Here is a 13486-nt window from a genome sequence, read left to right as displayed (position 1 = left end):
CTAGGCACGCATCAGCGCCTCGATTTCGTCCGGATCGACCGGCACGCCTCGGCTGATCAGCTCGCAGCCGCTGGCGGTCACGATGGCATCGTCTTCGATGCGGATGCCGATGTTGTGGAAGGCTTCGGGCACTTCCGGGCCGGGGCGCACGTAGATACCGGGCTCGATGGTCAGCACCATGCCCGGCTGCAGGATGCGGCTGGGGCGGTTGGTGATGGTTTCACCGCTCAGCGGGTCCTTGCGCTGGCTGTCGGCACCGACTTCCGCCTGCTCTACGTAGCTGCCGCAGTCGTGCACGTCCATGCCCAGCCAGTGGCCGGTGCGGTGCATGTAGTAGGCAAAGTAGGCGCGGCTGGCGATCACGTCGTCCACGGTGCCCACCTTGTTCTTGTCCAGCAGGCCCACGTCCAGCATGCCTTGCGCCAGTACCTTGACGGTGGCCTCGTGCGGGTCGGTGAAGCGTGCGCCGGGTTTGGTGGCGGCGATGGCGGCCACCTGGCTGGCCAGCACCAGCTCGTACAGGGTGCGCTGCGGGCCGCTGAACTTGCCATTGGCCGGGAAGGTGCGGGTGATGTCGCTGGCATAGCCGTCGAGCTCGCAGCCCGCGTCGATCAACACCAGCTCGCCGTCGCGCACCGGGGCCTTGTCGGCGCGGTAGTGCAGCACGCAGGCATTGGCACCGGCGGCCACGATGCTGCCGTAGGCCGGGTACTGCGAGCCATGCCGACGAAATTCGTGCAGCAGTTCGGCATCCAGGTGGTACTCAAACACATCTTCACCGTTGCGCAGCATGCGGGCCGATAGCTGCATGGCGCGGATGTGGGCCCCGGCGCTGATTTGCGCGGCGCGGCGCATGGTCTCCTGTTCACTTGCGTCTTTGAACAGGCGCATTTCGTCCAGCACGCTGCACAGGTCGCGCTGCGTGTCGGGACACAGCGCACCGAAGCGCACGCGGGCGCGCACCTTGTTCAGCCAGCCGTCAACCCGGCCTTCCAGCCCTTTGTGGGTGGCGAACGGGGTCCAGACAGCGCTGCGGTTTTCTAGCAGGCGGGGCAGTTGGGTGTCCAGGTCTGCTACAGAATATGCAGCATCCAGCGCAAGCGCGGCGGGCGCTGCGTCAGGGCCGAGCCTAAAACCATCCCAGATCTCGCGCTCCATATCTTTGGGCGCGCAAAACAGCGTGGACTGGCCTTCACCGGTCACCACCAGCCAGGCATTGGGCTCGGTGAAGCCGGTCAGGTAGTAGAAATAGCTGTCGGCGCGGAACAGAAAGTCGCTGTCGCGGTTGCGCTGCTGCTCGGGCGCGGTGGGGACGATGGCGATGCCGCCGGGGCCGATTTTTTGGGCGAGTTGGGCGCGGCGTTGGGCGTAGATCGTGGTTGTCATGGTGTGTTCAGTTCGGCAAGTTGTTCGGGGGTGCCCACGTTGTGCCAGGGGCCGTCAAAACGGGATGCGGTGATGCGTTGCTGCCGGATGCCGTCAAACAGCAGCGGGCCCAGCGCGGCTTTTTGGCCCAAGGGCAGATGGCGGCACAACTCGGCGCGCACCAGGGCCAGGCTGCTGTAGGTGAGGCGCTGGCCGTCCGGGCCGGGGCCGTCCAGCCCCAGGCCGTTGGCGGTAATGCCGAAGTCGCCCTGCGGGTGGTAGTGCGGGTTGGGCACCATCCACAGGTGGGCCAGCGCATCGCTGTGGGCAAAGTCGACGGCGGCGCTGGCATCGAAGGCAAAGCTGGGTGCGTAGATATCGCCCGCCACCAGCCAGAAGGCATCGCCCAGCAGCGGTAGGGCCTTCTTGATGCCGCCCGCGGTTTCCAGCGCGCCACTGTGGTCGCGGCCTTCCTGGGAATAGGTGATGTGCAGGCCCCAGCGGGAGCCGTCGCCCAGGGCGGCGGGAATGGCATCTTCCAGCCAGGCGGTGTTGATGGCGATGTGGCGCACCCCGGCGGCTGCCAGGGCTTCCAGGTGCCAGACGATCAGCGGTTTGCCTTTGACTACCAGCAGCGGCTTGGGTGTGTGGTCGGTCAGCGGGCGCATGCGCTCGCCGCGTCCGGCGGCGAGGATCAGGGCGTGGTCAATCGGTGGATGGGCAGGCATAGATAAGATTATCGGTGGGACCCATGCAATCCAGTGTGCTATTGAATAAATAGCTACTAGCGTAGGTAGCCATTGCGCTAGAGGCCTAAAAACTCATATTTTTAAAACGGATAGTGCCGGGGCGTGGTTTGCACGGTGATCCAGCGCAGGTCGGTAAAGGCCTCAATGCCGGCCCTGCCCCCAAAGCTGCCGATGCCGCTGCCTTTGACTCCGCCAAACGGCATTTGCGGTTCGTCGTGCACCGTGGGGCCGTTGATGTGGCAAATGCCGGACTGGATGCGCCCGGCCACCTGCAGCGCGCGGGCGATGTCGCGGCCAAACACGGCGCTCGACAGGCCATAGGCGTTGTCATTGGCGCAGGCCACGGCTTCTTCCACACCAACGACCCGCACGATGCCTTTGACCGGGCCGAAGGATTCGTCGCTGTAGATGCGCATGGCGGGCGTGACGTGGTCCAGCAGGGTGGCGGGCATCAGCGTGCTGTCGGCCTTGCCGCCGCACAGCAACTTTGCGCCCTTTGCCAGCGCGTCATCGATCAGCGCGTTGCAGCGCTGCACGGTGGCCATGTCCACCACCGAGCCCAGCACGACGGGACCTTGGCGCGGGTCGCCCAGGGGTAGGCTGGCGGCTTTGGCGGCGAGCAGGGCCACGAAGGCATCGGCCACCCTAGCATCCACGATGATGCGCTCGGTAGACATGCAGATCTGGCCGGAATTGGCAAAAGCCCCGAAGGCGGCGGCATTCACGGCGGCTTCCAGATCGGCATCGTCCAGCACCAGCAGCGGGGCTTTGCCGCCCAGCTCCAGCACCACCGGCTTCAGGTACTTGGCGCAGGTAGCGGCCATGATTTTGCCCACGTGGGTGGAGCCGGTAAAGTTGACGCGGCGCACCGCCGGGTGGGCCACCATGGCCTCGACCACGGCGGCGGCATCGGCCGGGGCGTTGGTGATGAAGTTGACCACGCCTGGCGGCAACCCGGCTTCCTGCAATGCCTCGATGATCAGGCCGTGGGTGGCGGGGCAGAGCTCCGAGCCCTTGAGCACCACGGTGTTGCCACAGGCCAGCGGCACGGCGATGGCGCGCACGCCCAAAATCACCGGCGCGTTCCACGGGGCCATGCCCAGCACCACGCCTGCCGCCTGGCGCACGCCCATGGACAGGTTGCCGGGTACGTCGGACGGAATCACCTCGCCGTTGATCTGCGTGGTCAAGGATGCGGCCTCCAGCAACGTGCCTGCGGCCAGGTGCACGTTGAACCCGGCCCACATCGCCGAAGCCCCGGTTTCCGCGGCCATGGCGGCGATGAAGGCGGGGGCTTTGGCTTCCAGCGCGTGGGCGGCTTTGGTCAGCAGGGCGCGGCGCTGGCCCGGCCCGGTGGCCGACCAGGCGGGAAAGGCGGCAGCGGCGGCTTCCACGGCGGCAATGGCATCCTGCACCGTGGCGGCGGGGGCGGTGGTGGCCACCGTGCCGTCCAGCGGGTTGCGGCGCTCGAAGGTCGCGCCATTGGATGCGGCGGCGGCCTGGCTGTGGATGAGAAGGGAAATGGTGGGCATGGGGTGTCTCCTGATTTTTTTGCTATGCATAGAGTAGCTGCTCACGCTTGTCCTATCAGCGCAAGGGGGCTATTCCGTTTAAATGCTCCATGGCGGTGGCAGCCGCTGTGCCAGACAACCCACCCTAATTCTGAATTAGAGTTTCTAATAACCCATGGCTTAATAAATTAGACCAACTTATATTGCAGCTTGTTACGGCTTTTGAGTCAGGGAGTGGCGCATGAAAGTATTGATCTTGGGCAGCGGGGTGATTGGCACCTGCACGGCGTATTACCTGGCCAAGGCGGGCCACCAGGTGACGGTCATCGACCGCCAGCCCGGCCCCGCGCTGGAAACCAGCTTTGGCAATGCGGGCGAGGTGTCGCCCGGCTACTCATCGCCCTGGGCCGGTCCGGGCGTGCCGCTCAAGGCCATCCAGTGGATGATGATGCACCACAGCCCGCTGGTGATCCGCCCGCTGCTCGACCCCGCCATGTGGCGCTGGGGCGCGCAGATGCTGCGCAATTGCACCGAGGCGCGCTACCAAACCAACAAGGGCCGCATGGTGCGGCTGGCCGAGTACAGCCGCGACTGCCTGGTGCAGCTGCGCGCCGACACGGCAATAGCCTACGACGACCGCAGCCAGGGCACGCTGCAGCTGTTCCGCACCCAGAAGCAGCTCGACGGCACGGCCAAAGACATCGACATCCTGAAGCAGTACAAAGTGCCGTTTCAGTTGCTGGACCGCGAGGCCTACCTGCAGTACGAGCCCGCGCTGGCGTTGGTGAAAGAGAAGTTTGTGGGCGCGCTGCGCCTGCCGGGCGATGAAACCGGCGACTGCTTCAAGTTCACCAACGCCCTGGCCAAAATGGCCGAGGCGCTGGGCGTGGAGTTCCGCTACGGCGTGCAGATTGACCGCATCGCCGCCGACGGCAAGCAGATCACCGGTGTGCATACCAGCGCGGGCCTGCTCACCGCCGACAACTATTTGGTCGCATTGGGCAGCTATTCGCCCATCCTGCTCAAACCGCTGGGTTTCAACCTACCGGTGTACCCGGTCAAGGGCTATTCGATCACCGTGCCCATCACCAACGCCGCCTGCGCGCCCGAATCAACCGTGATGGACGAAACCCACAAGGTGGCCGTCACGCGCCTGGGCGACCGCATCCGCGTGGGCGGTACGGCCGAGCTGGCGGGCTACAGCCTGGAGCTGCACGAGGAGCGCCGCAACACCCTGAACCACGTGGTTACCGACCTGTTCCCCCAAGGCGGCGACACCTCCAAAGCCACTTTCTGGACCGGCCTGCGCCCGATGACCCCCGACGGCACGCCCGTACTGGGCGGCACGCCCTACCCCAACCTGCACCTGTCCACCGGCCACGGCACGTTGGGCTGGACCATGGCCGCCGGCACCGGCCGGGTGATGGCCGATGTGCTGTCCAAACGCACGCCGGAGATCAGCATGGAAGGCCTCACTTTGGCCCGTTATGGCAACGGATTTAGCGGGATGCGCAACACCGGGTAAATTCCGGTGATGAGCACCTTTGATCCCGACGCCCTTGAATGCCTTGCCGCCATCGTCGAAGAGGGCGGTTTCGAGAGGGCGGCCCAGCGGCTCAACATCACCCAGTCGGCGGTGTCGCAGCGCCTGCGCTCGCTGGAGGCGCAGGCGGGCACGGTGCTGGTGGTACGCAGCCGCCCGCTCAAACCCACGGCGGCGGGGCATTTGCTGATCAAGCACACCAAGCAGTTGCGCCTGCTGCGCGCCGACCTGGAGCGCGACATGCAGGAGCTGGCGCCCAGCGCCATGGGCGGCGCACGCGACGAAGAGCGGGTGTCGATTGCCATCAACGCCGACAGCATCGCCACCTGGGCCATGGGCGCGCTGCAGGCCGTAGTGGCCCAGGGCCTACCGCTGGAAATCATCACCGACGACCAGGACTTCACCCAGGAATGGCTGCGCGAAGGCCAGGTGATGGGCTGCGTCACCACGCTGAAGCAGGCCTTGCGCGGCTGTAAGGTAGTGCCGCTGGGTGCCATGCGCTACGTGGCCGTGGCCCAGGCCGCCTATGCCCGCCAGCACCTGCCGCATGGCCTGACGGCGCACAACTTTCGCAGCGTGCCGTTTGTGGCCTTTAACCGCAAGGACGACATGCAGCGCGAATTCGTCAGCCAGGCGTTTGGCCTGAAGCGGGTGTCGTTGCGACAGTTGTTTGTGCCCAGCTCCGAAGGCCAGGTGCGGGCGGTGCTGGCCGGTTGGGGTGTCAGCGTGGTGCCCGAGCTGCTGGCCCGCAGCCTGATCGACAGCGGTGCCCTGGTGCACCTGGCCCCCAGCCAGGCCTTGCACATCCAGCTGTTCTGGCACTGCTGGAACCTGCAGTCTGAAGTGTTGGACACCCTGAGTGTCGCATTGACGCAAGCCGCTGAGGCCACCCTTTCAGACTAACCCTTCCCCAAGGCCAAGCCGCAGGCGAGCCGACACTTCCAGAAACACCGCAGAACTGGCTCTGCCAGGCTGCTGGTGTTGCCCCCAGCAGGGAGGTGGGCGAAAGATGCGCAGCACTGCAGCCTGGGGGGTTACCAAAAGCTCAGGCTCTTGGCCAGGATGTGCTGGATCCACGAGCGCGATGCCGTGTCGTTGGCATCGCCCTTGCCCACCAGCTCCAGCCGCGCGTCCACTACGTCGCCCGATGCCACGACATTGCCGGAGGTGATGTCGATCGGGTTCACCACACCCGAGAAGCGCATGGTGCTGATGCCGTTGTTGAAGGCGATGCTGCGCTCGCCCGCCACCACCAGGTAGCCGTTGGACAGTACGTTGATCACCGAGGCGGCCAGGCGGCCCTGGAACTTGTTGCTGCTGTCGGTGCTGCCCTTGCCCTTGTAGGTGTCGCTGCCCGAGGCGCTGGCATCCACGTTCATGATGCCTTTCAAAATACTGCCCAGCGAGTTGGATTCCGAGCCCGGCCCCTTGGAGGCCAGGGTGCTGGCGCGGCTCAGGTCGCTGTTGGTGACGCTGCTGGCGCTCATGTTTTCGGCGATATCGACCTTCAGGGCATCGCCAATTTTGCGCGGCTTGCGGCGGTCGGAAAACAGCGAGCCGGTGGTCATGTTTTGCCGGAAGATTGCGCCGGTGGCCACGGGCTCGATGTCGGTGGGCGGGGGCAGCGGGTTGGCCCGCACCGGGGGCGGGATGATGCTGTCGCTGGCGCAACCCGCCAGGGTGGCCAATAGCAGCAGGGGCAGACAGCGTGTCAGGGTGGGTGTCATATTTACTTTCATGTTCAGTTTTCAAAACCCGTGACGATGGCGGTCACCACCGGGGCGATCTTGCTGCGGGTCGACGACCACTTGCCCATGCCGTAGACCGGGTCCAGCTCGTAGCTGCTGCGCGACAACACTTTGCCGGTGGAGGTGCGCAGGGTCAGGGTGGCGGTGGTGAGGTAGGTTTTATATTCGTTGGTGAAAGGCGGAATGGCCCATTCAATCCCCGCCACATAATGCAGCCATATATCGCAGGCATTTAAACCGGTGCCAGGTTCGTAAATGCGGCTTTCGATTTGGTGCAAACGCAATTCAGACTGCATGGCTGGCAATATTTCGCTGGCCTGGGAGTCGGGGTTTAATACGATGCAGACTTTGTTGAAAGTCGGATGGATATGGTAGACCGTATCGCGGGCTTTGCTGGGCCCTACCGCAATGACAGAACTTGCCGCAATACCAGAAGCCTTGACCAACTCCAGTATAGGCACCGGGGAGAATAAAGAACACGCTGTCTGTACCCCACACAGCGTGGTTATTCCTAATATTCGGCAATATGGTTTTAACATGCGCATCTCTTTATCCATATAGCCGTATTATTTTCACACCAGGGCGTTGATTGCCTGGGTGGCGGCGGACAAGCCGGTCGACGCGTAGTTGGCTGCAGCGGAAGCGGCGGTGCCCACGCCATTGGCAACAGTGTTGTAGGCGTTTTTCAGCTCGTTGGCGCCAGTGGTGGCCAGTGCCACGGTATTGGTGGCAACGTCCTTGATTTCATTTTCTACCCCGTCTACCACCTTGCCCAGTGCACTACTGGCTTGCGACGCGCTACTGGTCAATCCAATTACCGATGCGGCAATGGGGCCAAATTCTTTGGAGTTTTTCTCAAACGTGCTGACCGTGGCTTTTTTCGCTGCCGCCAGGGCCTGTTGTGCAGCTAATGCGGTGGAGGATGCATTATTGATTTTCATAAAAATCCTTTGGGTTAATTACAGGTTGAATGGGATTGAAGGTGTGGGGTGAATAAATTCTGCCATGTAAGTAAAAGTTTTATTTTGAATAAACGGTATGAAAACCCGGCTGTTTACATTGCTTGACATTAGTCAGTCTGGCAGTACACCACGGATATATATCAAAATATAAAGTGTCTATTTGGTATAGAAAATAAAGATGGATAGCGTACGATTAATAACCCGTTAAATTAATATTCAATATGCGCTGCCGTATTTCCCCAATAGAAGGCACAGGGGCTCTGTGCAGGAGTACACTGCACCCGTTTTTTGTGACTTGTTGGTAACAAAATAGTCGGATACTATTTTTGGAAAACGATGGGGGCTAAAATCGGCCTTATGAAATCCTCCGCCCTTGCCAAAGCTCCCAAGATATCTTTCAAGCAGCAGATGCTGGCCGCGCGCGAAGAAGCCATCGTGCAAACCGTCAACCGCTTGCTGGCCGAAAAAGGCTTCGAGGCCATGACCGTGGACGAGGTAGCCCAGGGCGTGGGCATTGCCAAGGCCAGCCTGTACAAGCACTTTCCCAGCAAGGAAGACCTGGCCGCCGCCGCGATGGTGCGTGTGCTGCACCGCACCCAGGCCTACCTGGACAGCCTGCCCGCCGATGGCCCGCCCCTGGACAATCTCAAAGCCATGGTGCGCTGGGCGATGGAGGTGCAAATGGCGGGCGAAATGCCCTCGCTGCCCAGCCAAAACTCCACCCTGCGGGCCAATTTGATGGGCAATGGGGCTTATCTGGATGCGCTGGTGGGCGTGAGCGACCAGCTGGGCGGCTGGATCCAGGCCGCGCAGAAGACCGGCCAGATCAACCCACAGATTCCGGCGATTGCCGTGCTCTACACCCTGTTTGCCCGCGCCTGCGACCCGGTGCTGGGCTTTTTACAGGCCAGCGGCCAGTACAGCGATGCCCAGGTGGTGGAATGGGTGCTGGGTACCTGTTTTGAGGGTCTAAATGCCCGCTAACGCAGGTAGAATATAGGCTAGTAGCTATTAATAAAGTAGCTTAAAAGGTTTGCAACCAGACCGCGGTGTCCGCCGGCACCCGGCCTTGCGGGTCCAGCGTGCCGCTGTTCAGCAGCACTTTCGCCCTCGCAGGCAGCGCCAGCGGCTCGGCCGACACATTCACCATGCACACAAAGCCCGAGCCGCGGGTGAATACCAGCGCGCCCTCGTGCGACGGCAGCCACTGCAGGCCGTAGCCGCCCAGGCCGATGTCGCTGCGGCGCAGCTGCAGGGCCTGGCGGTACAGGTCCAGCGTCGAGCCCTCGACATGGCTTTGTGCCGACACGCTCAACGCCGCCCACGCGGCGGGCTGGGGCAGCCAGGGTGGCGCACTGGTGGGCGGGCTGAAGCCGAAGTGCGGTTGCGCGCCCTCCCACGGAATCGGCACGCGGCAGCCGTCGCGGCCCCGGCTTTTGCGGCCCGTCTGTTCGAACATCGGGTCTTGCAGTACGGCATCGGGCAGGTCTTCCACCTCGGGCAGGCCCAATTCTTCGCCCTGGTAGATATAGGCCCCGCCGGGCAGCGCCAGCATCAACAGCGCGGCGGCGCGGGCGCGCTGCAGGCCCAGCGCAAAGTCGGCGGGTTGGGCCAGCAGGTCGTCCAACCAGCGCAGCGGGGCGGCGGTTTGGGGCCGGGCGTAGCGCGACACCTCGCGGGCCACGTCGTGGTTGCTCAGTACCCAGGTGGGTGGTGCGCCGACCTCTGCATGGGCCGCCAGCGTGCCGGTGATGCTGGCGCGCAACTGCTCGGCCCGCCATGGAGCCACCAGGTAATCGAAATTGAAGGCGGTGTGCAGTTCGTCGCCGCGCACATAGCGCGCCAGCCGGTCGCCGGGGTGGACCCAGGCCTCGGCCACAAAAATGCGCGGGTCGGCATAGCTGTCGGCCACCTTGCGCCAGGCTTGGTAGATGGCGTGCACGCCGGGCAGGTCCCAGTGCGGGTGGTTCGCGTCTTCGTGGGCGGGCAGGCTGCGGGGGCCCACATCCGGCAGGCCTGCGGCTTTCACTAGGCCGTGCGCCACATCGATGCGGAAGCCGTCCACGCCCCGGTCGAACCAGAAGCGCAGGGTGGTTTCAAACTCGGCCAGCACTTCTGGGTTCTCCCAGTTGAAGTCGGGCTGCTCGGGGGCAAAGATGCGCAAATACCAGTCGCCGGGCTGGCCGTCGGGGCCGGTGGTGCGGGTCCAGGCCGGGCCGCCGAACTCGCTGATCCAGTCGTTCGGCGGGGCGTCGCCATGCACACCTTTGCCAGGGCGGAAGATGAAACGGTCGCGCTCGGGTGAGCCGGACGCGGCCTTCAGGGCCTGCTGGAACCACACATGCTGGTCGGAGCAGTGGTTGGGCACGATGTCGAGCAGCACCTTGAGCCCCAGCGCGTGGGCTTCCTGCAGCAAGGCCTCGGCTTCGGCCAGGGTGCCAAACAGCGGCTCGATGTCACGGTAGTCGGCCACGTCGTAGCCCGCGTCCTTCATGGGCGAGGGGTACCAGGGGTTGATCCACACCGCGTCGATGCCCAGGTCCGCCAGGTAGGGCAGGCGCGCACGTATTCCCGCAATATCGCCAATCCCGTCGCCATTGCCATCGGCAAAGCTGCGCGGATACACCTGGTAGACCACGGCGCTGCGCCACCAAGGGGAAGGGGTGTGGGGGGCTGTCATGGGTGGGCTCCTGGTTGGCGAAAGGCGATGCGCTGTTTCAAATTTTGCCACCGGGCGACGGGTACAGGACGGTTACAGCGCGCTGAATTTGATCCAGCGCAAACACCCATGGATTTATCTTAATTTGATAGCTACTTGCGTAGGCAGAATATGCGCTAGAGGGCAATTTGGCTTAAATTTTGAGTTTCGACCAAGGTGATGCACTGGCTGGCCAGAAACCCCACTTGCTCATTCTTGCGGGCATAACCCAGTGGGTTGGCCACTACGCGGCAGCCCTGGTGGGTGTAGTCGCTGGGGGCGTGCAGGTGGCCGTGCAGCCAGAGTTGGGCGTGGGGGAGCAGGTCGTCCAGCGCGTTGCAGAAACCGGCGGTGCCGGGGGTGCGGCCGTAGCGGGGGTCGGCGCTGTGCAGGCTGGGGGCGAAGTGCGTCACCACTACGGTGTTGCCGTCAAACGGCACGGCCAGGGCGTTGCGCAGCCACTCTTGGCAGACCAGGGCCTGCTCGCGGATGCCGTCGGCCAGCATGGGCAGGCCTTGGCGGGTGGCGCTGTTCTTCTTTAGATAGTAGTTGGCGGCGCGAAAGGCCTTGTCGCGCGCCTTGAGCTGCTGGCCCAGGGTGGCGGCGCTGTCGTCTGCGGGCGGGCCAAGTGCATCGAAGTCGCTCCATAGCGTGGTGCCGATGAAGCGCGTGCCTTGCAACTCCACCACTTCACGCTCCAGCCAGACCAGGCCCAGGCGTTCGCAGGTGGCGCGCAGACGAGTATCGGCTTCCTCGAAATCCTGCCCGTCGTATTCGTGGTTGCCGGGTACAAACAGCACCGGCGTGGGCCAGCCTGAACCCCCTGCGGAGGGCGGCAGGGGCGAGAAGCGGGCCAGGCCAAAGTCAGCATCGGCCAGTTGCGAACCTACCTGGTAGGAGCCGATATCGCCCGCCAGCACCAGCACGTCTGCCCCCGGCGCAGGGGTGGGCACGAAGTGGGGGTGCACTTCCAGATGCAGGTCGGATAGGAGTTGGATGCGCATAGTGAGGATAGAAAACGCCCCATTTTGGGCATGAATGCACTACTTTATGCAGTACGCGCATGGTCTCGGGCTTGAATACCTAGGGAAAACCCTTAATCTAACCCTATTGCAACTTTTCACCGTGAAGACGGTGGTGCCACCATGTTCAGCTTGTTGACCCAATATATCCTGTTCCATAAATCCCAACCCGCCGCTGCGGTGGCTGACAAGGCCAGTGTGGCCCAGGGTTTGATGGAGAGCGCCGATGCCCATGCCGGCCGCGATCCCCGCCATGCGGCCGAGCTGCGGTCCGCCGCCATGGCGGCGCTCAGCGCCGTTCGCTAACTTCCCAGCGCGTAGGCCTTTGCGGCCACACGCGCCACGGCCTGCCTGAGCCACAGGTGGGCCGGGCTGGATTCCATGCGGCGGTGCCATAGCGCATCGACATGCACCGCAGGCACTTCAAATGGCAGGGGGCGCTGCTCCAGCAGATCGGTGCTACCGATGGCATGGGCGAAGTGCTGCGGCAGAACGGTCAGCAGATCGGTCTGGGCGGCGATATGGCCCGCGGTAAAAAACTGGTTCACGGTCAAGGCCACCTGGCGTTTGCGCTGGATCAGGGCCAGCGCCTCGTCGATAAACCCAAACGAACGTCCTGAAAAGCTGACCAGCATGTGGCGCGCCGCACAAAACTGGTCCAGCGTCAGCGTGCCTGCCGCCAGCGGATGGCCACGCCGCATGGCGCATACATAGTGGCCGTCGTACAAGCGTAGATGCGCATACGGTATGCCCTTGCCCACCTGGGCGCGGGCGGCCAAATCGGCCAGTACCGCCGGAAAAAACCCCACCGCCAGATCCAGTGTCTCGTCTTCCAGCAGCTTGCGCGGGTCGCGCGAGGCCAGCGGCAGCACGTGCAGCGACACGCTGGGGGCTTCGGCTTCCAGGATGCGCATCAGGCCGGGCAGCAGCTCGGCGGCGGTGGCATCGGCCATGGCTAGCACAAAGCTGTCGTCGGCCTCGGCCGGGGCAAAGGCGCTGGGGGCCAGCGAGCCCTGCAACTGCCGCAGCGACTCGCGCACCGTGGGCCACAGGGCCAGCGCGCGCGGCGTGGGCTCCATGCTGGGACCCACGCGCCGCACCAGCTCGTCGCCCAGGCTGTCGCGCAGGCGGCGCAGGGCGTTGCTAACGGCGGGCTGGGTGAGTGACAGGTTCTGCGCGGCCCGGGTCAGGCTGCGTTCGGCCATGACTTCGTCAAACACACGCAGCAGATTCAGGTCGAAAGTGCGAAAGTTGGGTGAATTCATGGCAGGGTGCGCAAGTATTTTGCGGATATAAAACCTAATTTGTTGTAAAAATGCTACGTAGACACAGCACTCTAAACCCGAGTCAGGGGTGAAATAAAGGGTAAACCCGCAGTTTGTACCAACCAAAACGCTTTGGACATTCTGCCAACTAGTTCCGCTATGTTTTATATAGCTTTTTGCGTAGGTATCAATTGGGCTAGAGCCCGATTTTTTGCTTATTTTTTGGCAAAAAAGAGATTTTTCGGAGACTGCACGGTCGTGCTATTCCAAGGTCTTGGGCAACCCATTTATCACGCTGGTGAATGCAGATCATCACAAAGATAAATTTAGAAAATACTAGTGTTAACCCTAAGATTCGTTTGCGTTCAAGGCGATCCAGTCCAGAACGCTTTGCAACTAAGGAACACACCATGACCAGCTTTATCAACCCCAGCATCTCCACCGAGCATTCCGGCGTAGCACGCGCTGACTCGGTTGCCACTGCAGCACGTGGTTTTTACCAAAATTTTGACTCTTCCCGTGGTCTGGCGGCCGTGCTGCTCGCCGCTGTGGTGTCCGCCCTGGTGGTGGCTGCCGACCAATTGGTGGACAGCTGGGCCGAAGGCCATTTGCTGATGGCCTGG

At 63.1% G+C, this 13486-nt stretch carries 13 protein-coding genes and 1 pseudogene; 5 read left to right on the top strand and 9 right to left on the bottom strand.

Annotated features, from left to right (window positions below; genetic code table 11):
- The 3 genes from Q0T48_RS03615 to Q0T48_RS03605 form a co-directional block, all read right to left on the bottom strand.
- Positions 1 to 1386: an aminopeptidase P N-terminal domain-containing protein gene (locus Q0T48_RS03615; RefSeq protein ID WP_295952512.1), complete on the bottom strand. Its 1386-nt coding sequence runs from the start codon at positions 1384 to 1386 to the stop codon at positions 1 to 3.
- On the bottom strand, positions 1383 to 2093 hold the full coding sequence (gene murU, locus Q0T48_RS03610) for an N-acetylmuramate alpha-1-phosphate uridylyltransferase MurU (protein ID WP_295952509.1): 711 nt from the start codon (positions 2091 to 2093) through the stop codon (positions 1383 to 1385). Before murU ends, Q0T48_RS03615 begins: the two co-directional genes overlap by 4 nt.
- Positions 2094 to 2194: 101 nt before the next feature.
- A complete protein-coding gene (locus tag Q0T48_RS03605) occupies positions 2195 to 3646 on the bottom strand; it encodes an aldehyde dehydrogenase family protein (protein ID WP_295952505.1) in 1452 nt (483 codons plus the stop codon).
- A 220-nt stretch (positions 3647 to 3866) separates the two neighbouring features.
- Between Q0T48_RS03605 and Q0T48_RS03600 the strand changes: the two genes are divergently transcribed.
- A complete protein-coding gene (locus Q0T48_RS03600) occupies positions 3867 to 5150 on the top strand; it encodes a D-amino acid dehydrogenase (protein ID WP_295952503.1) in 1284 nt (427 codons plus the stop codon).
- A 9-nt stretch (positions 5151 to 5159) separates the two neighbouring features.
- Entirely contained in the window at positions 5160 to 6071 is a 912-nt protein-coding gene (locus Q0T48_RS03595; protein ID WP_295952500.1) for a LysR family transcriptional regulator ArgP, read from the top strand.
- Between the two features lie 131 nt (positions 6072 to 6202).
- Here Q0T48_RS03595 and Q0T48_RS03590 read toward each other — a convergent pair whose 3' ends face one another.
- From Q0T48_RS03590 to Q0T48_RS03580, 3 genes are all read right to left on the bottom strand, one after another.
- Complete coding sequence (locus Q0T48_RS03590; RefSeq protein ID WP_295952499.1) at positions 6203 to 6895, bottom strand: flagellar basal body L-ring protein FlgH; 693 nt, start codon at positions 6893 to 6895, stop codon at positions 6203 to 6205.
- A 14-nt stretch (positions 6896 to 6909) separates the two neighbouring features.
- A complete protein-coding gene (locus Q0T48_RS03585) occupies positions 6910 to 7212 on the bottom strand; it encodes a hypothetical protein (protein WP_295952497.1) in 303 nt (100 codons plus the stop codon).
- 276 nt (positions 7213 to 7488) lie between these two features.
- Positions 7489 to 7857, bottom strand: coding sequence for a hypothetical protein (locus Q0T48_RS03580; protein WP_295952493.1), 369 nt, complete (start codon positions 7855 to 7857; stop codon positions 7489 to 7491).
- Between the two features lie 378 nt (positions 7858 to 8235).
- Between Q0T48_RS03580 and Q0T48_RS03575 the strand changes: the two genes are divergently transcribed.
- Positions 8236 to 8862 carry a TetR/AcrR family transcriptional regulator gene (locus Q0T48_RS03575; RefSeq protein WP_295952490.1) on the top strand — a complete coding sequence of 209 codons (627 nt, stop codon included), beginning with the start codon at positions 8236 to 8238 and terminating at the stop codon, positions 8860 to 8862.
- A gap of 40 nt (positions 8863 to 8902) precedes the next feature.
- Here Q0T48_RS03575 and Q0T48_RS03570 read toward each other — a convergent pair whose 3' ends face one another.
- Both Q0T48_RS03570 and Q0T48_RS03565 read right to left on the bottom strand, forming a co-directional pair.
- Positions 8903 to 10558 (bottom strand): glycoside hydrolase family 13 protein, encoded by a 1656-nt coding sequence (locus Q0T48_RS03570; protein ID WP_295952487.1) that lies wholly within the window; start codon positions 10556 to 10558, stop codon positions 8903 to 8905.
- A gap of 155 nt (positions 10559 to 10713) precedes the next feature.
- Entirely contained in the window at positions 10714 to 11580 is an 867-nt protein-coding gene (locus Q0T48_RS03565) for a metallophosphoesterase (RefSeq protein WP_295952484.1), read from the bottom strand.
- A 141-nt stretch (positions 11581 to 11721) separates the two neighbouring features.
- Between Q0T48_RS03565 and Q0T48_RS03560 the strand changes: the two genes are divergently transcribed.
- On the top strand, positions 11722 to 11904 hold the full coding sequence (locus tag Q0T48_RS03560; protein WP_295952481.1) for a hypothetical protein: 183 nt from the start codon (positions 11722 to 11724) through the stop codon (positions 11902 to 11904).
- Here the strand turns inward: Q0T48_RS03560 and Q0T48_RS03555 are convergent.
- On the bottom strand, positions 11901 to 12863 hold the full coding sequence (locus tag Q0T48_RS03555) for a LysR family transcriptional regulator (protein ID WP_295952479.1): 963 nt from the start codon (positions 12861 to 12863) through the stop codon (positions 11901 to 11903). The genes Q0T48_RS03560 and Q0T48_RS03555 overlap by 4 nt on opposite strands.
- Positions 12864 to 13273: 410 nt before the next feature.
- Between Q0T48_RS03555 and Q0T48_RS03550 the strand changes: the two are divergent.
- Positions 13274 to 13486: pseudogene (locus Q0T48_RS03550) on the top strand (hypothetical protein); the annotation flags it as partial.

The sequence above is a fragment of the Rhodoferax sp. genome (assembly GCF_025354435.1).
In the GTDB taxonomy this organism is placed as follows: domain Bacteria; phylum Pseudomonadota; class Gammaproteobacteria; order Burkholderiales; family Burkholderiaceae_C; genus Rhodoferax_B.
This window is presented reverse-complemented; position numbering and strand designations above follow the sequence as displayed.

Excerpts from the sequence above, each read along its gene's own strand:
- Q0T48_RS03615 (WP_295952512.1), bottom strand. The coding sequence starts at position 1,386 with ATGACAACCACGATCTACGCCCAACGCCGCGCCCAACTCGCCCAAAAA.
- murU (WP_295952509.1), bottom strand. The coding sequence starts at position 2,093 with ATGCCTGCCCATCCACCGATTGACCACGCCCTGATCCTCGCCGCCGGA.
- Q0T48_RS03605 (WP_295952505.1), bottom strand. The coding sequence starts at position 3,646 with ATGCCCACCATTTCCCTTCTCATCCACAGCCAGGCCGCCGCCGCATCC.
- Q0T48_RS03600 (WP_295952503.1), top strand. The coding sequence starts at position 3,867 with ATGAAAGTATTGATCTTGGGCAGCGGGGTGATTGGCACCTGCACGGCG.
- Q0T48_RS03595 (WP_295952500.1), top strand. The coding sequence starts at position 5,160 with ATGAGCACCTTTGATCCCGACGCCCTTGAATGCCTTGCCGCCATCGTC.
- Q0T48_RS03590 (WP_295952499.1), bottom strand. The coding sequence starts at position 6,895 with ATGACACCCACCCTGACACGCTGTCTGCCCCTGCTGCTATTGGCCACC.
- Q0T48_RS03585 (WP_295952497.1), bottom strand. The coding sequence starts at position 7,212 with ATGCAGTCTGAATTGCGTTTGCACCAAATCGAAAGCCGCATTTACGAA.
- Q0T48_RS03580 (WP_295952493.1), bottom strand. The coding sequence starts at position 7,857 with ATGAAAATCAATAATGCATCCTCCACCGCATTAGCTGCACAACAGGCC.
- Q0T48_RS03575 (WP_295952490.1), top strand. The coding sequence starts at position 8,236 with ATGAAATCCTCCGCCCTTGCCAAAGCTCCCAAGATATCTTTCAAGCAG.
- Q0T48_RS03570 (WP_295952487.1), bottom strand. The coding sequence starts at position 10,558 with ATGACAGCCCCCCACACCCCTTCCCCTTGGTGGCGCAGCGCCGTGGTC.
- Q0T48_RS03565 (WP_295952484.1), bottom strand. The coding sequence starts at position 11,580 with ATGCGCATCCAACTCCTATCCGACCTGCATCTGGAAGTGCACCCCCAC.
- Q0T48_RS03560 (WP_295952481.1), top strand. The coding sequence starts at position 11,722 with ATGTTCAGCTTGTTGACCCAATATATCCTGTTCCATAAATCCCAACCC.
- Q0T48_RS03555 (WP_295952479.1), bottom strand. The coding sequence starts at position 12,863 with ATGAATTCACCCAACTTTCGCACTTTCGACCTGAATCTGCTGCGTGTG.